Source organism: Microbacterium sp. WCS2018Hpa-23 (assembly GCF_031843845.1).
Classification (GTDB): Bacteria; Actinomycetota; Actinomycetes; order Actinomycetales; family Microbacteriaceae; genus Microbacterium.
The window spans coordinates 99,602-120,365 of sequence record NZ_JAVTIZ010000001.1 but is presented as its reverse complement, the minus strand read 5'-3'; the positions used below and the strand labels follow the sequence as shown (position 1 = coordinate 120,365).

The 20,764-nt window shown below is 68.2% G+C and carries 20 protein-coding genes and 1 riboswitch; of the genes, 11 read left to right on the top strand and 9 right to left on the bottom strand.

Going from position 1 to position 20,764, the window contains the following annotated elements; all coding sequences use genetic code 11:
* Positions 1-3: 3 nt before the first annotated feature.
* From RQG77_RS00535 to RQG77_RS00515, 5 genes are all read right to left on the bottom strand, one after another.
* Complete coding sequence (locus tag RQG77_RS00535; protein WP_311242951.1) at positions 4-633, bottom strand: response regulator transcription factor; 630 nt, start codon at positions 631-633, stop codon at positions 4-6.
* Positions 630-1,844: a histidine kinase gene (locus tag RQG77_RS00530; RefSeq protein WP_311242950.1), complete on the bottom strand. Its 1,215-nt coding sequence runs from the start codon at positions 1,842-1,844 to the stop codon at positions 630-632. Before RQG77_RS00530 ends, RQG77_RS00535 begins: the two co-directional genes overlap by 4 nt.
* Positions 1,845-1,880: 36 nt before the next feature.
* Positions 1,881-2,636 (bottom strand): ABC transporter permease, encoded by a 756-nt coding sequence (locus tag RQG77_RS00525; protein WP_311242949.1) that lies wholly within the window; start codon positions 2,634-2,636, stop codon positions 1,881-1,883.
* A 1-nt stretch (position 2,637) separates the two neighbouring features.
* Positions 2,638-3,612 carry an ABC transporter ATP-binding protein gene (locus RQG77_RS00520; RefSeq protein ID WP_311242948.1) on the bottom strand — a complete coding sequence of 325 codons (975 nt, stop codon included), beginning with the start codon at positions 3,610-3,612 and terminating at the stop codon, positions 2,638-2,640.
* Positions 3,613-3,695: 83 nt separating this feature from the next.
* A complete protein-coding gene (locus tag RQG77_RS00515) occupies positions 3,696-5,567 on the bottom strand; it encodes an FAD-dependent monooxygenase (RefSeq protein ID WP_311243451.1) in 1,872 nt (623 codons plus the stop codon).
* 132 nt (positions 5,568-5,699) lie between these two features.
* Here RQG77_RS00515 and RQG77_RS00510 point away from each other — a divergent pair, with 132 nt between their 5' ends.
* Positions 5,700-6,401 (top strand): IclR family transcriptional regulator, encoded by a 702-nt coding sequence (locus tag RQG77_RS00510; RefSeq protein WP_311242947.1) that lies wholly within the window; start codon positions 5,700-5,702, stop codon positions 6,399-6,401.
* 75 nt (positions 6,402-6,476) lie between these two features.
* On the opposite strand, the gene RQG77_RS00505 is transcribed toward RQG77_RS00510, so the two are convergent.
* Positions 6,477-7,856, bottom strand: coding sequence for an MFS transporter (locus tag RQG77_RS00505; protein WP_311242946.1), 1,380 nt, complete (start codon positions 7,854-7,856; stop codon positions 6,477-6,479).
* Between the two features lie 140 nt (positions 7,857-7,996).
* Between RQG77_RS00505 and RQG77_RS00500 the strand changes: the two genes are divergently transcribed.
* The 8 genes from RQG77_RS00500 to RQG77_RS00465 all read left to right on the top strand — a co-directional run bounded on the left by RQG77_RS00500 (position 7,997) and on the right by RQG77_RS00465 (position 16,618).
* On the top strand, positions 7,997-9,478 hold the full coding sequence (locus tag RQG77_RS00500) for a fumarylacetoacetate hydrolase family protein (RefSeq protein ID WP_311242945.1): 1,482 nt from the start codon (positions 7,997-7,999) through the stop codon (positions 9,476-9,478).
* Positions 9,475-10,161, top strand: a complete 687-nt coding sequence (locus tag RQG77_RS00495; protein WP_311242944.1) for a GntR family transcriptional regulator — start codon at positions 9,475-9,477, stop codon at positions 10,159-10,161. Before RQG77_RS00500 ends, RQG77_RS00495 begins: the two co-directional genes overlap by 4 nt.
* On the top strand, positions 10,158-11,654 hold the full coding sequence (gene hpaE, locus RQG77_RS00490; protein WP_311242943.1) for a 5-carboxymethyl-2-hydroxymuconate semialdehyde dehydrogenase: 1,497 nt from the start codon (positions 10,158-10,160) through the stop codon (positions 11,652-11,654). Before RQG77_RS00495 ends, hpaE begins: the two co-directional genes overlap by 4 nt.
* Positions 11,655-11,668: 14 nt before the next feature.
* On the top strand, positions 11,669-12,832 hold the full coding sequence (gene hpaD / locus RQG77_RS00485) for a 3,4-dihydroxyphenylacetate 2,3-dioxygenase (RefSeq protein ID WP_311242942.1): 1,164 nt from the start codon (positions 11,669-11,671) through the stop codon (positions 12,830-12,832).
* Positions 12,833-12,943: 111 nt separating this feature from the next.
* The gene (locus RQG77_RS00480) at positions 12,944-13,729 is read left to right on the top strand and encodes a fumarylacetoacetate hydrolase family protein (protein ID WP_311242941.1); all 786 of its coding nucleotides are present in this window, start codon (positions 12,944-12,946) and stop codon (positions 13,727-13,729) included.
* Complete coding sequence (locus tag RQG77_RS00475; protein WP_311242940.1) at positions 13,714-14,517, top strand: HpcH/HpaI aldolase/citrate lyase family protein; 804 nt, start codon at positions 13,714-13,716, stop codon at positions 14,515-14,517. Before RQG77_RS00480 ends, RQG77_RS00475 begins: the two co-directional genes overlap by 16 nt.
* Positions 14,518-14,625: 108 nt before the next feature.
* The gene (locus RQG77_RS00470) at positions 14,626-15,873 is read left to right on the top strand and encodes an MFS transporter (protein WP_311242939.1); all 1,248 of its coding nucleotides are present in this window, start codon (positions 14,626-14,628) and stop codon (positions 15,871-15,873) included.
* A 22-nt stretch (positions 15,874-15,895) separates the two neighbouring features.
* Positions 15,896-16,618 carry a DUF6882 domain-containing protein gene (locus RQG77_RS00465; RefSeq protein WP_311242938.1) on the top strand — a complete coding sequence of 241 codons (723 nt, stop codon included), beginning with the start codon at positions 15,896-15,898 and terminating at the stop codon, positions 16,616-16,618.
* Between the two features lie 21 nt (positions 16,619-16,639).
* Here RQG77_RS00465 and RQG77_RS00460 read toward each other — a convergent pair whose 3' ends face one another.
* A complete protein-coding gene (locus tag RQG77_RS00460) occupies positions 16,640-17,116 on the bottom strand; it encodes a DUF4188 domain-containing protein (RefSeq protein ID WP_311242937.1) in 477 nt (158 codons plus the stop codon).
* 65 nt (positions 17,117-17,181) lie between these two features.
* Here RQG77_RS00460 and RQG77_RS00455 point away from each other — a divergent pair, with 65 nt between their 5' ends.
* The gene (locus RQG77_RS00455; RefSeq protein WP_311242936.1) at positions 17,182-17,742 is read left to right on the top strand and encodes a TetR/AcrR family transcriptional regulator; all 561 of its coding nucleotides are present in this window, start codon (positions 17,182-17,184) and stop codon (positions 17,740-17,742) included.
* Positions 17,743-17,800: 58 nt separating this feature from the next.
* Positions 17,801-18,358, top strand: coding sequence for a hypothetical protein (locus tag RQG77_RS00450; protein WP_311242935.1), 558 nt, complete (start codon positions 17,801-17,803; stop codon positions 18,356-18,358).
* Between the two features lie 103 nt (positions 18,359-18,461).
* On the opposite strand, the gene RQG77_RS00445 is transcribed toward RQG77_RS00450, so the two are convergent.
* Positions 18,462-19,340: a bifunctional methylenetetrahydrofolate dehydrogenase/methenyltetrahydrofolate cyclohydrolase gene (locus tag RQG77_RS00445; RefSeq protein WP_311242934.1), complete on the bottom strand. Its 879-nt coding sequence runs from the start codon at positions 19,338-19,340 to the stop codon at positions 18,462-18,464.
* On the bottom strand, positions 19,337-20,611 hold the full coding sequence (gene glyA / locus RQG77_RS00440; RefSeq protein WP_311242933.1) for a serine hydroxymethyltransferase: 1,275 nt from the start codon (positions 20,609-20,611) through the stop codon (positions 19,337-19,339). Before glyA ends, RQG77_RS00445 begins: the two co-directional genes overlap by 4 nt.
* A gap of 37 nt (positions 20,612-20,648) precedes the next feature.
* Positions 20,649-20,733, bottom strand: a riboswitch (ZMP/ZTP riboswitch).
* Positions 20,734-20,764 lie beyond the last annotated feature (31 nt).

Genomic DNA, 20,764 nt, shown 5'->3' with positions numbered 1-20,764 from the left:
GCGTCAAATCCAGCCCTTGTCGAGCGCGATCCGCACGGCCTGCGCCCGGTTCGCCGCGCCCGTCTTCCCGATCGCCGCGGAGAGATGATTTCGCACCGTTCCCGCCGACAGGAACACCTCGGCCGCGACGGCAGCGGCCGATCGGCCGTCGGCGGCGAGACGGAGCACCTGACGCTCCCGCTCGCTCAGCGGGTTCGCTCCGTCGAACAGGCTGTCTGCGGCGAGCGCCGGATCGAGCACGCGATCCCCGCGGTGCACCCGACGCACCGCCTCCGCCAGTTGCTCAGCAGGGGTGTCTTTCACGATGAACCCGCTGGCTCCGGCATCCAAGGCCGACCGCAGATATCCGGGGCGCGCGAACGTGGTCACGATGAGGATGCGCGTCGTCGGGCTCGCCTCCCGTACCCGACGCGTCGCCTCCACGCCGTCTATGCCCGGCATCTGGATGTCCATCAGGCACACGTCCGGCCGCAGCTCCTCCGCGAGCCGCAGCGCCTCCGCACCGTCTGAGGCCATGCCGACCACGATGAGGTCGGGCTCCAGATCGAGCAGCGCGCCCAGTGCGCCGCGTACCAGCGCCTGGTCGTCGGCGATCAGCAGACGGATGCCTGCCCCCTCGCTCGCGGTCGTCACCAGGTCACCTCCACCCTGGTTCCCGAGACCTCGGTGTCACGCGCTCCGGCGATCATGAAGGCCGCTCCTGCTGCCGCCGCACGCTCGCGCATGCCGCGGATGCCGTTGCCCGCGCCATCGCCTGCCCCCTCGGCCATGCCGATCCCATCGTCGTCGACCACCAGCCGCCCGGGCGCCAGCAGCACTCCCACCGTGCGAGCCTGCGAATGACGCAGCGCATTGGTCGTCGCCTCACGCAGGATCCAACTCGCGGTGATCGCCTGCACCGGTGAGAGGGCATCGGCCTCGCCGACTACCCGCAGCTCGATGTCGGCGGCGCGGAGCGACTCCCGAGACGACGCGAGCTGCTCGACGAGCGTGGTCGCCCGCGCACCGGACACCGACGACCTCACCCCGGCGATAGCCTCGGTGGTCAGCCGCTCGATGTCGGCGAGCTCTGCCTTCGCGCGCTCCGGATCGGAATCCATGAGGCGGCGCGCGAGCTGCGCCTTGAGACCGACGACCGTGAGCGAGTGGCCGATCAGATCGTGCACGTCGCGTGCGACGGATTCGCGCCCCGCACTCGTCGCCAACTCGAGCCCGAGCTGCTCGGCCTCACCCGAACGGATGATGAGCCAGGTCGACACCGTGTTGATCACGCCCAACAGTCCGATGATCGCCAGCACCGACAGATAGCTGAGACCTCCGGGGAGGAGGAAGACGCACAGCGCCGCGACCGTCAGTGCGGCGACCGTCGTGATCCAGTGCCACACACGCGTCAGCCCGTACGAGGCGAACGACATGATGAACGGAAGGAAGCTGAGCGCGGACCCGCCTTCCGCCGGCACGGAGATCAGTGCGCAGACGATGAGTATCGCGAACGTGACCCACTGCCGCACAGTCGGTGGTCGCCCCAACCCGCCCCCACCGCGCATCCCGTGCATGAAGCCGGTGACGTACAGCACCACGAACGCGACCAGCGCGATCCAACCCACGACGATCCACGCGGGCGGTGCCTCGGAGCGCAGCAGCGCCAGCACCGGATAGACGAGAAAGACCAGCCAGATCACGGCCATCAGCCAGCCGAACCGCGCCCAGGGATCCTTCCCGACCGGTCCACGGGGGGCGCGCGCTCCCGGTGCCGACCATGCGGCCGGCGGGGCTCCCAGGGCGGCGAACCGCCGGGCCTCCCCGGATGCTTCCGAGGATCCCCGTTTCGAGTGCTGCGTCATCCGTCCAACCTATCGACGAGGGGTAGTGCCGGGCTCCTACTGCCGCGCCCGGGAGCGCTTCATCCCCATGGTCACCAGCAGCGCGAACAGCCCGAGCCACACGATGACGTTCAGGAACAGCATCCACAGCTCATCCGTCTGCCCCGTGGTGAGGACACCGTCGGTCAACGGCCAGCGGCTGAGGGCCACGAAACCGTAGAGTGGCGTGAAGCGGGCGATGTCGAGCATCACCCCGTCGAGCGGCATGAAGACATTGCCGAAGAATGCGAAGAACGTCATCGAGATCGAGGCCAGCGCCGCGGCGGAGTCCGAGCTGAAGAACAGGCCGACGCCGAGTCCGAACAGCCCGTACATCAGGCCGATCCCGAGGATGATGGCCGCGGTGGCGACCCAGTGCCAGGCATCCTCGACCTGCGCGCCGGTCATCATGCCTGCGGAGAAGACCGCCACCAGTGCCAGCGCAGCGAAGACGACGGATGTGAGCAGCTTGGTCAGCGCGTAGCCTGCGGTCGTCAGCGGGGTCATCGCGAGCTGACGACCCCAGCCCTGTTTCGCCTCAGTCGCCGCGAGCGAGGTCAGCGAGCTCATCGCGACCGCCGTGCCGTAGGCGGCCATCGACGTCATCACGGAGAAGGAGACGTTGCCATGGCCGGCAGAGAGCGAGCCGTAGCCCATCCCCGCGCCGAACAGCAGGTACATCGCGACCGGCATCGCCAGCGTGAACGCGAGCGTGTACGGGTTGCGCAGCTGACGAATGCCTTCGATGCGCAGCATGGTGGGTGAGACGAGCATGTCAGTTCTCCGTCAGGGCCGTGAAGGCAGTTTCGAGGGTGGCGGCGGCGATCTCGATGTCGTGCGCGCCGTTGTCGAGGAGGATCCGGGCGGCGGCGTCCGAGTCCGCTGCGCGCAGGCTCAGTCGGTCCCCGTCCAGTCGCACGTCGACGACGCCGACTTCGTATTTCAGCGTCGCGACGAGCGCTGCATCGGCCGGATCGATGGTCGCGGAGAGGCTCCGCTCGCCCAGACTCGCCCGCAGCAGTGCCGTGGGGGCGTCCGCGACGATCGCGCCGCGGTGCATCACCACCGTCCGGCGCGCGAACTGCTCCGCCTCTTCCAGGTAGTGGGTGGCGAAGACGATCGTGCGACCGGCATCCGCATCCGCCCGCATCACATCCCAGAAGTGCCGCCGGGCTGTGACGTCCATGCCCGCTGTCGGCTCGTCGAGCACGAGGATGTCGGGGTCGGAGACCATCGCGAGTGCGAACTTCACCCGCTGCTGCTCTCCACCGGAGCACTTCGACACCCGGCGGCGGGCGAGGTTCTCGAGATCGGCACGGGCCATGACCTCGGGGACGCGTGCGGCGGCTTCTGCTCCGTACAGCGAGGCGATGAGGCGCACGGTCTCGCCCACGGTCAGGTCGCCCAGCAGGCCGCCGGATTGCAGCACCGCGCCGATCGCGCCGCTCGATGTCGCCTGCTCGGGCGTGACCCCGAGCACCTGGACGCTGCCGGTGCTCGGATGTGTCAGCCCCAGGAGGATGTCGAGCGTGGTCGTCTTGCCCGCGCCGTTCGGCCCCACCAGTGCCACGACCTCCCCTCGGCGGATCGACAGATCGACGCCGGCCACGGCCTGCACGCGGCTGTCGCCCGAGCCGAAGTGGCGCGTGACGCCGCGCAGCTCGAGCACGACCGGATCATGGTTCGAGGCTTCGGATGCCGGACGATCGGCGGCCTGCGTCACCGGACGGCCCACGGAGGTGTTGTTCATGCCTCCAGCCTTCCGGAGCGGCGACGATGGCGCCGGAGGGCGGTGTCATCTCCTTGCCATGACACGTGTCATGCTGCGGGCGCTCAGGATGCCGGCAGCAGTGCTCCCTCGAAGAACGACGTCAGCTCATCGACGGCATCCAACGGCAGGATGGCCGCGACGTACTGGTCGGGGCGCACCACGACCACGACGCCGTCCCGCGACAGCTCACGCGCCTCGAAGATGTCGGTCTCCGTCCACTTCGACGGCCCCGCGGCGTAGACCTTCTCCCAGTCGGTGAGCCCGAGCGGACCGGTCTTCGGCTGGAACAGCGCGGGAGCAGAGGTGACCTCGACCTCTTCATAGGGCTGCTGGTAGATCGCCTTGACGTCGAAGACGGCATCCTGATCGGCATCCGCCCGCGTGAAGCGCGCCAGCACCGGCCCCGCCTGTGATGCCCACGCGTCGAGCGTCGAGGCATCGCGGCCCCCGAACGCATAGACGCGCCAGCGTCCGTCGGCCTTGGCATGGTGTCCGAGGTGCACGACGTTGCCGTCGCCCACCCGCACGACCTCTGCCGACTTGAAGCGCTTGCCGAGGGGGAACCCTGCGGCGAGGTCCTGGTGCGCGTCGGATCCCGTGATCATGGACGACGTGTACTGCGTCATGAACCCGGAGGGGAACTCCGCGGTCGCGAGGTAATAGGTCGCGAGATCTGTCGGGTCGGTGATCTCCGAGGGCTTGCGCGCCATGAGCGTCGACCATTCCCGGTCGAAGTCGATGAGCTGCTGTGCCACCGGTCGGCGTTCGGCGCCGTAGGTCGCGAGCAGCGCTTCGGGCGCTCGCCCCGTGAGCACCGATCCGAGCTTCCACCCGAGGTTGAAGCCGTCCTGCATCGACACGTTCATGCCCTGACCCGCCTTGGCGCTGTGGGTGTGGCAGGCGTCTCCCGTCAGGAAGACGCGCGGGGTGCGACCTGACCCGTCGATGACGTCATCGAAGCCGTCGGTGACGCGGTGCCCGACCTCGTAGACGCTGTGCCAGGCGACCTCCTTCACATCGAGCGTGTAGGGGCTGAGGATCGCGTTGGCCTTGGCGATGATCTCCTCGATCGGCGTCTGCCGCACTCGGTGGTCGTCGTCTTCGGCCACCTCGCCGAGGTCGATGTACATCCGGCTGAGGTAGCCGCCCTCGCGCGGGATGTGCAGGATGTTGCCCGCCTCCGAGTTGATCGCGCACTTGGTGCGCCAGTCGGGGAAGTCGGTGTTGACCAGAACATCCATGACGCCCCACGCGTGCGCGGCGCTGCCGCCGACGTGCGTGCGCCCGATCGCCTGGCGCACACCGCTGCGCGCACCGTCGCACCCGGCGACGTACTTGGCACGGATCGTGCGCTCCTCGCCCGCCCGCTCCCCCGCGACGTATCGCAGCGCGACCTCGACCGGGTACTCGCCCTCGTCGTGCACGGTGAGTCCTGCGAACTCGATGCCGTAGTCGGGTGCGATACGGCCGGGACCGTGCGCCGCGGCCTCTGCGAAGTAGTCGAGCACGCGAGCCTGGTTGACGATCAGATGCGGGAACTCGCAGATGTCGTAGGCGTAGTCCGCCGTCCGCGAGGTGCGCACGATCTCGTTCGGCCGCTCGGGGTTCGGTCCCCAGAAGTTCATCCAGCCGATGTTGTACGCCTCGGCGATGATGCGCTCGGCGAAGCCGAAGGCCTGGAACGTCTCGACGCTCCGCGGCTGGATGCCGTCGGCCTGCCCGAGCACCAGACGCCCCTCACGCTTCTCGATGATGCGAGTGGAGACATCGGGGTACTGCGACATCTGCGCGGCGAGCAGCATGCCCGCCGGGCCGGAGCCGACGATCAGGACGTCGATCTCGTCGGGGAGGTCTGCGGGCCGTTCTGTGCCGATGCCGTCGGCATCTTTCACGCGGGGGTCTCCGGAGACATAGCCGTGGTGGTGGAACTGCATCGTCGTCGATTCCTTCCGGACTTCTCTGTCAGGTGTTGCCATCGAACGCATCGTGTTCTATATTCGAACAGATCGTTCTACTATTGAACACAGCCTAGAGCCACCCGTCGACCAACGCAAGGGAGCGCACGCATGCCCGAAGGCACTCCGGCCTCGCAGACCCTCAGCCGCGGCATCCGCATTCTCGAAGTGCTCGCCGACGCACGCGCCCCCCTCACGATCGACGAGATCGCCGTGCGGCTCGACGTGCATCGCTCGATCGCCTACCGACTGCTGCGCACGCTCGAGGACCACCGACTCATCGGGCGCGACGCCTCGGGCTCCGTCACGCTCGGCCCGCGCATGGCCGCCCTCGCGGCAGGCGTCGCGCACGACCTGCAGGCCGAGGCGATCCCGGAGCTGACCACGATCGCGAACGAGCTCGGCATGACCTGCTTCCTCGGCGTGCTCGACGGAGACGACTGCATCACGCTCGCGAGCATCGAGCCTCGCCATGCGATCGCGAGCGTCGCTCAGCGGCCGGGGGCGAGGCACTCCGTGACCGTCGGCGCACCGGGCAAGGCGATCCTCACGCAGCTCCCGCTCTCCCAGTGGCCGGATGGCCCGCGAGCAAAACTGCGCGCAGACGTCGACGAGGCACGCACGCGCGGATATGCCACGAGCCACGACGAGGTCATCCCCACCGTGCAGTCGGTCGCAGTGCCGCTCGTTCTCCGCGGTCAACGCCCTGCGGCGATCGCCGTGGTGCACGTCGCGACCGATCTCGACGACGCCGAGATCGCCGACCGCCTCCGCCGCTCGGCATCCGCGATCCGCGACGCACTCGAGGGCTGAGCACCGGGAAGCGAGAACGCACGCCCGCGGGATGCGAGCGTGCGTTCTCCGTGTCTCCGCGCGATGCGCAGAAGGTCAGGCCCTGGCGACGCCGTAGATCGGACTCACGGACTGCTCCTCCTCGTGGTCCGGCCCCAGCGGGATTCCGGAGCGGTCGCGCAGCAGCAGTGTGGCGATCAGGCCGAGCACCGTCATGCCCGCGAGATACCAGGTGACCGCCTGGGTCGAACCGGTCGCCTGCACGATCGCGGTCGCGATGGTGGGCGCGAACGCACCGCCGGCGATCGCGCCGATCGCGTAAGAGATCGAGACGCCGGAGAAGCGGATGCTGGCGGGGAAGAGCTCGGTGTAAAGAGCAGCCTGCGGGCCGTAGGTGAAGCCGAGGCCGATCGTGAGGATCGCGAGACCCGCGAAGAGCAGGCCGATCTCACCCGTGTTGACCAGCGGGAACAGCGTGAAGACGCCGACGAGCTGCAGGATCCAGCCGATGACGTAGGTGGTGCGCCGCCCGATGCGGTCAGACAGCCAGCCGGCGATCAGCGTCGTGATGAGCCACGTCACCGCAGAACCGGCTACGGCCCACAGCACGGGTCCGCGTTCGAGGCCGATCGGGCCCTCGGGGTTGGTCGCGTATCCCTGGATGTACCCGCCCGTGGTCATGTAGCCGACGGCGTTGTTGCCCGCGAACACGAACGCCGCGATGATCACGAGCAGCAGGTGCTTGCGGAACAGCTGCACGATCGGCATCTTCGCCTTCTCCTTGCGCGCGGCGAGCTCGGTGAAGACGGGGCTCTCCTCGACCTTGCGGCGCACGTAGTAGCCGACGAGGATCAGGACGACGCTGAGCAGGAACGGAATGCGCCAGCCCCAGATCGCGAACTGGTCGCCGGGCGCGATCGCCGTCATGAGCGCCATGACACCCGACGCGAGCAGCAGACCGAGCGGCACGCCGATCTGCGGGGACGCACCGAAGATCCCTCGCTTGGTGCGCGGCGCGTGCTCGACGGCCATCAGCACCGCACCGCCCCATTCGCCACCGGCCGAGATGCCCTGGATGATACGCAGCAGCACCAGCAGGATCGGTGCGGTGATGCCGATCGCGTCGTACGTCGGCAGGATTCCGATGAGCGCGGTCGCCGCCCCCATCAGGATCAGCGTCCACATGAGCACGGTCTTGCGTCCGAGCTTGTCGCCGAAGTGTCCGGCGAGGAAGGCCCCGAGCGGGCGGAAGAGGAAGCTGACGCCGACCGTCGCGAAAGCGATGATGGCGCTGTTCGCACCCAACGGCTCGAAGAACAGCTGCCCGAAGACCAGGCCGACGGCCGTGGCGTAGATGAAGAAGTCGTACCACTCGACGGTGGTTCCGACGACCGTGGCGAAGACGACACGGCGCCTGTCTGCCGAGGTCGCGATGGTTCCGGTGGGAGTGAAACCCACTTGTGACTGCCCGCTCATAGGGGTGTCTCCTTTGATTGTGACTGCATTGTCACGGCTCGCTCGCGAGTGATTCGAGTTGCTTGCCGAGGGGTGACACGATGATATATGATTTCGAATACGACGCACAAGGCGTCGACGAAAGCGCGAGGAGGCGCACCGTGACGGCATCCATCACCCGCCCCGGAAAGATCATCGCGATCCACCTGAGCTACGCCTCACGTGCGGATCAGCGAGGGCGCAGGCCCGCAGCCCCCTCCTACTTCTTCAAGCCGTCGAGCTCCGTCGGCGTCTCCGGCGGCACCGTCGAACGCCCCGCCGGCACCGAGCTGCTCGCGTTCGAGGGCGAGATCGCCCTCGTGATCGGCACCGCAGCGCGGAACGTCTCCCTCGAAGACGCCTGGGCTCATGTCGGATGGGTCACCGCGTCGAACGACCTCGGGCTCTACGACCTGCGCGCCAACGACAAGGGCTCCAACGTCCGTTCCAAGGGCGGCGACGGGTACACCCCGCTCGGACCCGAGCTCATCGACGCGCACACCGTCGACCCCTCAGCTCTTCGCGTCCGCGCCTGGGTCAACGGCGAGCTGCGCCAGGACGACACGACCGACGGGCTGATCTTCCCGCTCGCGCAGCTCGTCGCCGACCTCTCGCAGCACTTCACGCTCGAGCCCGGCGATGTCATCCTGACCGGCACTCCCGCGGGATCATCGGTGATCGTCCCCGGTGACGTGGTCGAGATCGAGGTCGATGCGCCGGATGCCGAGGGCTCCCCCTCGTCCGGACGCCTGGTGACCACCGTCACCCAGGGCGAAGTTCCCTTCGATCGTGACCTCGGGTCGCTCCCCGCCGTCGACGACCTGCAGCGCACCGAAGCCTGGGGATCCCGCGAAGAGGCCGGCCTTCCGCCGGAGTCGACCGAGCCGGGACTCTCCCCCGAACTGCGCGCGAAGCTGATGGAGGCGCCGACTGCCGGCCTCTCGGCCCAGCTGCGAAAGAGGGGGCATCACTCGTGCTTCATCGACGGCGTTGCGGCGAACATCCCTGGCAGCAAGATCGTCGGCACCGCGAAGACGCTGCGATTCGTCCCGTTCCGTGAGGACCTCTTCAAGACCCACGGCGGAGGCTACAACGCGCAGAAGCGCGCCTTCGACTCGGTCGACGAGGGCGAGATCATCGTGATCGAGGCCAGGGGCGACGCGACGACCGGAACGCTCGGCGACATCCTCGCTCTGCGCGCTCGCGCCCGTGGCGCCGCCGGCGTCGTGACCGACGGCGGCGTGCGCGACTTCGACGCGGTCGCCGAGATCGGACTACCGGTCTTCTCGCAGGGTGCGCACCCCTCTGTCCTCGGACGCAAGCACGTGCCATGGGATTCCGACATCACCATCTCGTGCGGCGGCGCGACCGTGCAGCCTGGCGACATCATCGTGGGCGACGGTGACGGGGCTATCGTGATCCCGCCGGCTCTCGCCGCGCAGGTCGCCGACGACACGCTCGCGCAGGAGATCGAAGACGCCTGGATCGCCGAGCAGGTCGCCGCCGGTCACCCGGTCGACGGGCTCTTCCCGCTCAACTCCGCGTGGCGCGAGAAGTACGAGGCGGCGACCGGTTCGGCATCCGACGCGGGTTCGCGGTCATGAGCACGATCGCGAACGCCAGCAAATCCGAGCAGGCGTATACCTGGATCCGCTCGCGGATCTCAGGGCACACCTTCGGACCCGGCTATCGCCTCGTGCTCGGCTCGCTCGCAGAAGAGCTCGGCATGAGCGTCGTGCCGGTGCGCGAAGCCATCCGTCGGCTCGAAGCCGAAGGCCTCGTGACGTTCGAGCGCAACGTCGGTGCCAGGGTCACGCTCGTCGACGAGAGCGAATACGCGCACACCATGCAGACGCTGGGCCTGGTCGAAGGCGCGGCGACCGCACTGTCGGCTCCCCTGCTCGACGACAGGATGCTCGACGCCGCCGAAGCCGTCAACGAGCGGATGACGCAGATGCTCGGCCACCTCGACGCCCACGCCTTCACCGAGCTCAACCGGCAGTTCCACTCGCTGCTGTTCGAACCGTGCCCCAATCCGCACCTGCTCGATCTCGTCCACCGCGGGTGGGCGCGACTCTCGGGCATCCGGGATTCCACGTTCGCCTACGTCCCCGGCAGAGCTCAGCACTCCGTCGAGGAGCACACGCAGATCCTCGAGCTGATCCGCACGGGCGCAGACGCTCTCGAGATCGAGCTCGCCGCCCGCAACCACCGCCTTCGCACGAGGGATGCCTTCCTCGATGCGCTCCACGCACGTTCTCACCACAACTCAGGAGACGAGTCATGACCGATTCCCGCATCCCCGCCGACCTCCCCGACCACATCCAGCACTACATCGATGGCGCGTTCGTCGACTCGGTCGACGGCGACACCTTCGATGTGCTCGACCCGGTGACGAACAAGACCTACACGACTGCTGCGGCGGGCAAGAAGGCCGACATCGAGCTCGCCGTCGCCGCAGCGAAGCGCGCGTTCGACGAGGGCCCGTGGCCGCGGATGCTCCCCCGCGAGCGCTCGCGCGTGCTGCACAGGATCGCCGACATCGTCGAGTCGCGCGACGCCCGTCTCGCCGAGCTCGAGTCGTACGACTCCGGACTCCCGATCACGCAGGCCCTCGGCCAGGCACGCCGCGCCGCCGAGAACTTCCGCTTCTTCGCCGACCTGATCGTCGCCCAGTCCGACGACGCCTTCAAGGTTCCCGGCAAGCAGATGAACTACGTCAACCGCAAGCCGATCGGCGTCGCAGGCCTCATCACGCCGTGGAACACGCCGTTCATGCTCGAGTCGTGGAAGCTGGGCCCCGCGCTCGCGACCGGCAACACGGTCGTGCTGAAGCCCGCCGAGTTCACGCCGCTCTCGGCGTCGCTCTGGGCCGGGATCTTCGAAGAGGCGGGGGTGCCCGCGGGCGTCTTCAACCTCGTGAACGGCCTCGGCGAGGATGCCGGAGATGCCCTCGTGAAGCACCCCGACGTGCCTCTCATCTCGTTCACCGGCGAGAGCTCGACCGGACAGCTGATCTTCGGCAACGCCGCCCCGTTCCTCAAGGGCCTCTCGATGGAGCTCGGCGGCAAGTCGCCCGCGGTCGTCTTCGCCGACGCCGATCTCGAAGCGGCGGTCGACGCCACGATCTTCGGTGTGTTCTCGCTCAACGGCGAGCGCTGCACCGCAGGGTCCCGCATCCTCGTCGAGCGCGCGATCTACGAGGAGTTCGTCGAGCGCTACGCCGCGCAGGCGAAGCGCGTCAAGGTCGGCTACCCGCACGACCCGGCGACCGAGGTCGGCGCACTCGTGCACCCCGAGCACTACGACAAGGTGATGAGCTACGTCGAGATCGGCAAGACCGAGGGCCGCCTCGTCGCGGGCGGTGGACGCCCCGAGGGGTTCGATACGGGCAACTTCGTCGCCCCGACCGTGTTCGCCGACGTCTCCCCCGACGCCCGCATCTTCCAGGAGGAGATCTTCGGTCCGGTCGTCGCGATCACGCCGTTCGACTCCGACGAGGAGGCGCTCGCGCTCGCGAACAACACGAAGTACGGCCTCGCCGCCTACATCTGGACCAACGACCTGAAGCGCGCGCACAACTTCGCTCAGTCCGTCGAGGCCGGCATGGTGTGGCTCAACAGCAACAACGTGCGGGACCTCCGCACCCCGTTCGGCGGGGTCAAGGCCTCGGGCCTCGGTCATGAGGGCGGCTACCGCTCGATCGACTTCTACACCGACCAGCAGAGCGTGCACATCACGCTCGGCGGTGCCCACAACCCGACCTTCGGCAAGAACTGAGCAAGGACGCTGCCATGACCGACAAGACTGCGAAGACGCTGACCTCATCGGGCTACTACGTGAGCCAGGAGGCTCCGATCCAGACCGACAACCCCGTCCCGACCCCCGAGAGCACGCCGCCCGACGTACTGCGCTGCGCCTACATGGAACTGGTCGTCACCGACCTGGCCGCATCGCGGGTGTTCTACGTCGATGTGCTCGGGCTGTACGTGACGGAAGAGGACGACGAGGCGATCTACCTTCGCTCGACCGAGGAGTTCATCCACCACAACCTCGTGCTGCGCAAGGGACCGATCGCCGCCGTCGCCGCCTTCTCGTACCGCGTGCGCGACGCCTCGGACCTCGACCTCGCGGTGGCGTTCTACGCAGAACTCGGCTGCGATGTGCGCCGCAACCCGGAAGGCTTCGTCAAGGGGGTCGGCGACTCCGTGCGCGTGGTCGATCCGCTCGGATTCCCGATCGAGTTCTTCCACCAGTCCGACCACGTCGAGCGGATGTCGTGGCGCTACGACCTGCACATCCCCGGCGAGCTCGTGCGTCTCGACCACTTCAACCAGGTCACCCCGGATGTGCCTCGCGCCGTCAAGTTCATGCAGGACCTGGGCTTCCGCGTCACGGAGGACATCCAGGACGACGAGGGCACCGTGTACGCCGCCTGGATGCGCCGCAAGCCCACCGTGCATGACACTGCGATGACCGGCGGCGACGGGCCCCGCATGCACCACGTGTGCTTCGCGACGCATGAGAAGCACAACATCCTCGCGATCTGCGACAAGCTCGGCGCCCTGCGCCGCTCCGACGCGATCGAGCGCGGCCCCGGCCGTCACGGCGTCTCGAACGCGTTCTACCTGTACCTGCGCGACCCCGACGGCCACCGCGTAGAGGTCTACACGCAGGACTACTACACGGGCGACCCCGACAACCCGGTCATCACGTGGGACGTGCACGACAACCAGCGTCGGGACTGGTGGGGCAACCCGGTCGTACCCTCCTGGTACACCGAGGCCTCGCTCGTTCTCGACCTCGACGGCAACCCCCAGCCCGTCATCGCCCGCACCGACAACTCCGAGATGGCCGTCACGATCGGCGCCGACGGGTTCTCGTACACCCGCCCGGATGACGACGAGGGCATGCCCGAGTACAAGCAGGGCGAGTACAAGCTCGGCCACCAGCTCTGAATCACCCACACACACGTGTCGTCTCGCTTCGCTCGCTCAACGATCGACTGCCGGTCGTTGAGCGACGAGCGAAGCACCGAGATGAAACGCACGGACACGAAGGAGACACGGATGCTGCCCGCAGACACCGTCGCGCAGATCGCCGCGGAACTCGCCGAGGCCGACCGGAACCACTCCGTGATCCCGCGCATCACCGCGCGGTATCCGGAGGCCACGGTCGAGGACTCCTATTCGATCCAGGGGGTGTGGCGCGACTCGCAGATCGCCGCGGGGCGCCGACTGGTCGGCCGCAAGATCGGCCTGACATCCAAGGCGATGCAGCAGGCCACCGGCATCACCGAGCCCGATTACGGCGTGATGTTCGACGACACCGTGTACGAATCGGGCGCCGAGATCCCGGTCGACCACTTCTCGAACGTACGGATCGAGGTCGAGCTCGCCTTCGTGCTGAAGCATCCGCTCGAGGGTCCCGACTGCACGCTCGACGACGCCCTCGCGGCGATCGACTACGCGGTGCCGGCGCTCGAGGTTCTGAACTCGCACATCGAGCTCGAGGGACGCACGATCGTCGACACGATCAGCGACAACGCCGCGTACGGTGCGATGGTTCTCGGCACGGTGCACAAGCGCCCGGACGAGATCGACCTGCGCTGGGTGCCCGGCGTGCTCTCGCGCAACGGCGAGATCGAGGAGACGGGCGTCGCCGCCGGCGTTCTCGGACACCCCGCCGCCGGCGTCGCATGGCTGGCGAACAAGTTCCACCAGCACGGCGCGCGTCTGGAAGCCGGGGAGATCATCCTGGCAGGATCGTTCACGCGCCCGATGTGGGTATCGCGCGGCGATCAGGTGCTGTGCGACTACGGACCGATGGGAACGATCGAATGCCGCTTCATCTGAGCCCCTCCTTCCGCGAGCAGCTCGCCTCCGCCGACCGTTCGCTGATCGGCATGTGGGCCTGCTCCGGCAGCCCGCTCGTGACCGAGGTGGTCGCAGGATCCGGTCTCGACTGGCTGCTGATCGACATGGAGCACTCGGCGAACACGCTCGAGTCCACGCTGCTGCAGCTGCAGGTCGTCGCCGCGTACCCGATCACCCCGGTCGTGCGCGTGCCGTCCAACGACACGGTGGCGATCAAGCAGGTCCTCGATCTCGGTGCGCAGAATCTCATCGTGCCGATGGTGTCGTCGGCCGAGGAAGCACGCGCCGCGGTCGCCGCGACGCGCTACCCGCCGGAGGGCGTGCGGGGAGTCGGCAGTGCCCTTGCACGCAGCGCCCGCTGGAACAGGGTCGACCGGTACCTCCAGGACTCGGCTCGGCACACGTCACTGACCGTGCAGATCGAGACGGCCGCGGGGGTCGAGGCCGCCGCCGAGATCGCCGCCGTCGACGGCGTGGATGCGGTGTTCGTGGGGCCCTCCGACCTCTCGGCGTCGATGGGGCTGCTGGGTCAGCAGACCCACCCCGACGTCGTCAGCGCGGTCGAGCATGTCTTCGCAGCGGTGAAAGCCGCAGGAAAGCCCGTGGGCGTCAACGCCTTCGACCCGTCAGCGGCCGATGCCTACGTCGCCGCGGGCGCGGACTTCGTCGCCGTCGGCGCCGACGTGGCGATGCTCGCGCGGGCATCCGAGGCTCTCGCCGCCCGCTTCATCCCCGCCTCCGACGACGCGACCCGCGCCAGCTACTGACACCTCCGTTCGAATCGCGCGATTGACCCTATCCCGAGTGCTTTTCGGGTCATTCGCGCGATTCGAACGGTGGCAGGATTGACGGATGCAGAGAAGCGAGGCGCCGTCATGATCCGCGCCCTCGCCGCCATGCAGGACAAGGGATTCCGTTGGTTCTTCCTCGCCCGCGCGATCACGCTGATCGCCGGGTCGATGTCGTCGATCGCCCTGGCCTTCGCGGTGCTCGAGATCGACAACGACGCGCGTTCCCTGTCGCTCGTGCTCGCAGCATTCACGATCAGCAACATCGTCTTCCTGCTGTTCGGCGGAGTGATCGCCGACCGGCTGCCGCGCGCGCTCATCATCCAGTCCTGCTACGTGATCGACATCCTCACCGTCGGGGCGATGGCGGCGCTCCTGTTCAGCGGCACCGCCACGGTTCCCCTGCTCGCGCTGCTGTCGGTCGTGAACGGAGCCTCCACCGCGTTCGTGCTGCCGGCGATGCAGGGGATCATCCCGCAGCTCACCTCCGCCGAGCACCTGCAGCAGGCGAACGCGATGCTGTCGTTCGTGCGCTCCGCGACCACCATCGGCGGCCCTATCATCGCCGGCATCGTCGTCGCGGCAGCAGGTCCCGCCTGGGCCATGGTCGTGCAGGCGATCGGCTGGATCATCGCGATCCCCGTGCTGGCGATGGTCAGACTCCCCCCTCCTGATCACGCGGGCGGAACCACGATGTTCCATGACCTCCGCGTCGGATGGCAGGAGTTCTGGGGGCGCACCTGGCTGTGGGTGATCGTGCTTGCCTTCATGGTGATGAACGCGATCCACATCGGCGCCTGGGGCGTCGTCGGTCCGTACATCGCGAAGAACGATGAGCGGCTGGGCATCTCCGGATGGGGCTGGGTGGTCAGCGCCGAAGGCGTCGGCATCCTGCTGATGACGCTCATCCTGATGTGGTTCCCGCTGAAGCGCCCGCTGCGCTACGGGATGGTCGGCATGGCCGCGTTCGCGATCCCGCTGACCGTCCTCGGCGTGCACCCGGCCGTGATCCTCCTGGCCATCGCCGCGTTCATCGCCGGCGCGGGAGCCGAGGTGTTCAGTACCGGATGGAACCTCGCGATGATGGAGAACGTGCCCGGCGACAAGCTGTCGCGCGTCTCGAGCTACGACATGCTCGGCAGCTTCGTCGTGATGCCTATCGGCACCCTTGTGTACGGCTGGCTCATCACGCACAGCGACGTCGAGACGGTCCTGATCACCTCGGGCATCCTCTACGCATCAATCGCGGTGGTGACACTGCTGGTGCCGAGCGTCTGGCGCATGGGCCGCCCTGCGGATGCGGTGTCCGCACGCCAGGAGTTGGCGGATTCATAGCAATCCGGGCGAGACTGGGGGCATGACCTTCGCCGCGCTCCAGCCGCTCGCAGACCGTGCCGCACTGTTCTCCGCCCTCCGTCAGGATGCTCTGGCCACCGCGCTCGAGAGCCTCGGCGACAACCGCTGGGATGCGGACATGTCCGCCGGAACCCTCACGTTCACGTCGAATGACGACGCCTCGCGCCAGCTCGGGACCCGCGCGCACCTCGTCGCGACGATCGCGCCAGGACCCCGTTCGCTGCTCTGGGCGTGGGCGCACCCGCAGGGAGACTCCGCCGGCGTCGCCGCGCAACTGCGCGACTACGGCACCGAGCACGGCATCGCCGAGCTGAGCCAGACCGAGCTCCCCTTCCCGGAAGACGCATCTGGCGATGCCGAGTGGATGACGCGGGCGGCCCACACGGTCGGCGCCGTGGCCGTCGAGCTCACCGGTCGTGCGCCGTACTACCTCGCACCGGTCGGTGGCGGCACGTATGCGGTGTTCCTGCTCGACGCGCCGCTCGCCCCGCTCACCGTCGCATCCGCGGCGATCGTCCTGCCCCGCATCCTGGCGGGCCTCGCGATGTCCGACGCCCGGACCGCGGTCTGGGATGCCGCTCGTCTCGCAGGGTGGAACCTCACCTGGACCGACGAGTCGTTCTCGGGCGCCACTGTCGCCGATGCGACAGGCACTGCGACGTTCCGCTTCGACGAGCAGGCACGCATCACGAACATCGAGAGCAGCCTGCACCCGCAGCCCTGAGCCCTCGCAGAGGACAGCGCGTCATCGGCCCAGCCGCTGGCGCGCTGTCTTCGTTCCCGGCCCCACCGGGGCATGCGACGTGGCCGCCGCGAGCCCGAACACCGGCATGTCGACGTACACCGCTTCGAGGTCGGCCACCGGCACCTGGTAGGTCTCGTGCCAGACGCCCACGCTGCCGCTCCCCTGCAGCGTGCGCATGAAGTCGCGCCACGGCTGCAGGTGCGGCGCATCGCGGTCGGCGGCGAAGCGCTGCAGATGCTCCGGGCTCTCCCAGTACGACAGCAGGATCGTCGTGCGACCGAACCAGCTGTGGGCACCGAGCATCCCCGCGTCCTGATGCGTCGCGAGATGCCGCAGCATCGGCGGCATCCTGCTGGCCGTGCGCATCACTCGCCCCAGCTGCCACCACCGATTCGCCCGCATCCCGATCAGGAATACCGTGACGTCCGAGCGTTCCGACGATGCGGTGAATCGACCGGGGAAGATTTGCTGGGCCATGAGCACTCCTTGGAACGTTGTTATGTAACTGCGTTATGCAACAACGTTACGGTAAGCTCGACCCCATGGCAAGACCTCCTCTGTACGACGACGCGCTGCGCGGCCGCCTCCTCGATGCGACCGCCGAAATGGTCGACGACAAGGGCCCCGAGCGGATCAGCCTGCGCGACATCGCGCAGAACGCCGGTACGTCGACCTCAGCGGTCTACGCCCTCTTCGGCGGCAAGACCGAGCTGCTCGTCGCCGTCATCGAGCACGGTTTCGCGTCGTTCGGCGACGCACAGGCGGCAGCCGAACCACAGGGGCTGCGCTCCCTCGGACTCGCGTACCGGTCGTGGGCCATGACGAACCCGGCGCTCTATCGCCTCATGTTCGGAGGCGGGGTGGCCACCGCAGACTGCCGCCCCGACGACGCGACCATGAGCACGGCGATGGCGCCCCTGGTGCGCGCACTCGCGGCACGCGTCGACGAGCCCGACGTGATGGCCGCAGCCCTCACCGTCTGGGCGCAGGTGCATGGCGCCGTGAGCCTCGAGCTCGCCGGCGTCACTCCCCCGCTCGTCCCGTGGGACTCCGTCTACGACGCGGTGGTGGATGCGGTCGAGCGGGCTTTCCCTGCCCGCTGAGCACTCCCGACTCATCAGAGAGGTGCCACGGCATCCGTGAGTGTGGAATTCTGGTCGGATGAAGAACGGAATCGTCCGGTTCGCCGCCCTCTACGTGTTCAACGTCGCGGTGCTGCTGCTCATCGGCCTGCTGTCTGCGGGGGTCTCCGTCGGGTTCCACGCGCTCTGGGCCTCGGTCATCCTGACTCTCGCGGCGCTGTTCGTGAAGCCGCTGCTCACCGGCGCGTTCCGCAAGGCGGCCGCCAAGTCCGCAGCCGACCGCACCAAGACCGGCGAGAAAGTCGTGCAGTACGTCCTGGTCTACCTCGTCGAGCTCCTCATCTGGGTGGCCGTCGTGTGGCTGAGCGGCGTCCGCGCCTCCGGCTTCTGGAGCTACGCACTTCCTCCGCTGTTCCTGCTCTTCGGCTGGATGATCTACGACCAGGTCGACGACAAGCTGCGGGCGAAGGCAGGCGAGCTCTACGACGCGGTTCAGGGCAGGGTGTCAGGCAAGAAGTCCGCTCCTGCCTCCACGGCGCCCGCCTCTCCCGTCGCACCGGCCACCGCCGAGGCGCGCGAGGAGCTCCACGACGGCCTGACTCCCGAGCAGCGCCGGATGCTCGACGAACTCGGCTGAACGCAGACGGTCCCGACCTGCAGACCTCGCCCCGGTTCGCGGACGAACCAGCGGGAGAAGTCGGCAGATCGGGACCGGATGCGCAGATCGGCACCGATGAGGGTCAGACGAGGCGTTCCGCCGCCTCGACGACGTTGGTCATGAGCAGCGCGACGGTCATCGGACCCACGCCGCCGGGGTTGGGCGAGACCCATCCCGCGACCTCGGCGACGCCGGGGTGCACGTCTCCGAAGACCAGGTTCTTGCCGGTCTCGGGGTCGGTCTCGCGAGTCACGCCCACATCGAGCACGGCAGCACCGGGCTTGACGTCCTCGGCACGGATCAGGTGCTTGACGCCCGCGGCGGCGACGATGACATCGGCCTCACGCAGGTAGCGCGGCATGTCGACCGTGCCGGTGTGCGTCAGCGTGACCGTGGCGTTGAGATCGCGGCGGGTCAACAGCAGCCCGATCGAGCGACCGATGGTCACGCCTCGCCCGACGACCACGACGTGCTTGCCCGCGAAGTCGTAGCCGTTGCGCAGCAGCAGCTCGATCACACCGCGCGGCGTGCACGGCAGCGGAGTGTGGATCGGGTTGTTGACGTTGAGCACGAGCCGGCCGAGGTTGGTCGGGTGCAGGCCGTCGGCATCCTTCGCCGGGTCGATCCGCTCGAGGATCGCATCGGTGTCGATGTGCTTCGGCAGCGGCAGCTGCACAATGTAGCCGTGGCAGTCCGGATCGGCGTTGAGCTCGTCGATCAGCGCCTCGACGTCGGCCTGCGTGGCATCGGCCGCCAGCTCGCGCTGGATCGAGTTCATCCCGATCGCCTCGGACTGACGGTGCTTCATGCCGACGTAGAGCTGGGATGCCGGGTCGGCACCCACGAGCACGGTCGCGATGCCCGGGACGATGCCCTTCGCCTTCAGCGCGGCGACCCGCTCGGTCAGCTCGGCCTTGATCGCGGCCGATGCCGCCTTGCCGTCGAGGATCTGCGCGGTCACTGCTGCAGTTCCGGGTAGAGCGGGAAGCGTGCGGCGAGCGCGTCGACGCGAGCACGGAGGGCCTCGACGTCGGCTCCGGGGAGCAGCGCGAGCGCGATCACGTCGGCAACCTCGGTGAACTCGGCATCACCGAAACCGCGGGTCGCAAGTGCCGGGGTTCCGATGCGGAGGCCCGAGGTCACCATCGGCGGACGCGGGTCGTTCGGCACCGCATTGCGGTTGACGGTGATGTGGATGTCGTGCAGGAGGTCTTCCGCCTGCTTGCCGTCGATGTCGGCGTCGCGAAGGTCGACCAGCACGAGGTGCACGTCGGTGCCGCCCGAGCGCACTCCGATGCCCGCGTCCTTCACGTCCTGCTGCGAGAGGCGCTCGGCGAGGATCGATGCGCCGCGCAGGGTGCGCTCCTGGCGCTCCTTGAACTCGGGGGTGCCCGCGAGCTTGAACGCGGTCGCCTTGGCGGCGATCACGTGCATGAGGGGTCCGCCCTGCTGCCCCGGGAAGACGGCCGTGTTGATCTTCTTCGCGAGGTCGGCGTCGTTCGTCAGGATGAATCCCGAACGGGGGCCGCCGATGGTCTTGTGCACGGTCGACGAGACGACGTGTGCATGCGGCACCGGGTTCGGGTGCAGGCCCGCGGCGACGAGGCCGGCGAAGTGCGCCATGTCGACCCAGAGCAGCGCGCCGACCTCGTCGGCGATCGCGCGGAAAGCGGCGAAGTCGAGCGTGCGGGGGTACGCCGACCAGCCGGCGATGATGACCTTCGGCTTGTGCTCGATCGCGAGGCGACGCACCTCGTCCATGTCGATCGTCGAGGTCTCGGGGTCAACGCCGTAGGCGACGATGTCGTAGAGACGGCCCGAGAAGTTGATCTTCATTCCGTGGGTCAGGTGACCGCCCTGGTCGAGGGCGAGGCCGAGCAGCGTGTCGCCGGGGCGCGCGATCGCGTGCAGCACCGCGGCGTTGGCGGATGCTCCCGAGTGCGGCTGGACGTTGGCGAACTCCGAGCCGAACAGCTCCTTCGCGCGCTGGATCGCGAGCTCTTCCGCGACGTCGACCTCTTCGCAGCCACCGTAGTAACGGCGGCCTGGGTAGCCCTCGGCGTACTTGTTCGTGAGCACGGAGCCCTGCGCCTGCAGCACCGAGACGGGGACGAAGTTCTCGGATGCGATCATCTCGAGGAACGTCTGCTGGCGCTGGAGCTCACGATCGAGGACCTGAGCGATCTCGGGGTCGACCTCGGCGAGCGGGGCGTTGAAGTAACGGTCGGTCATGACATGCTCCTCTGACAACGGATTCGAAAGGGGTATACCTATCGGCCCAGGCGCGCGGTCGAATTCCGTGGTCAGTCGCTCCCCGGTGGTAGTCCACCCAGACGCCAGTCGCGACGGTTACGAGCATAGCCGATTTCCCTGTCCTCCCGGCGC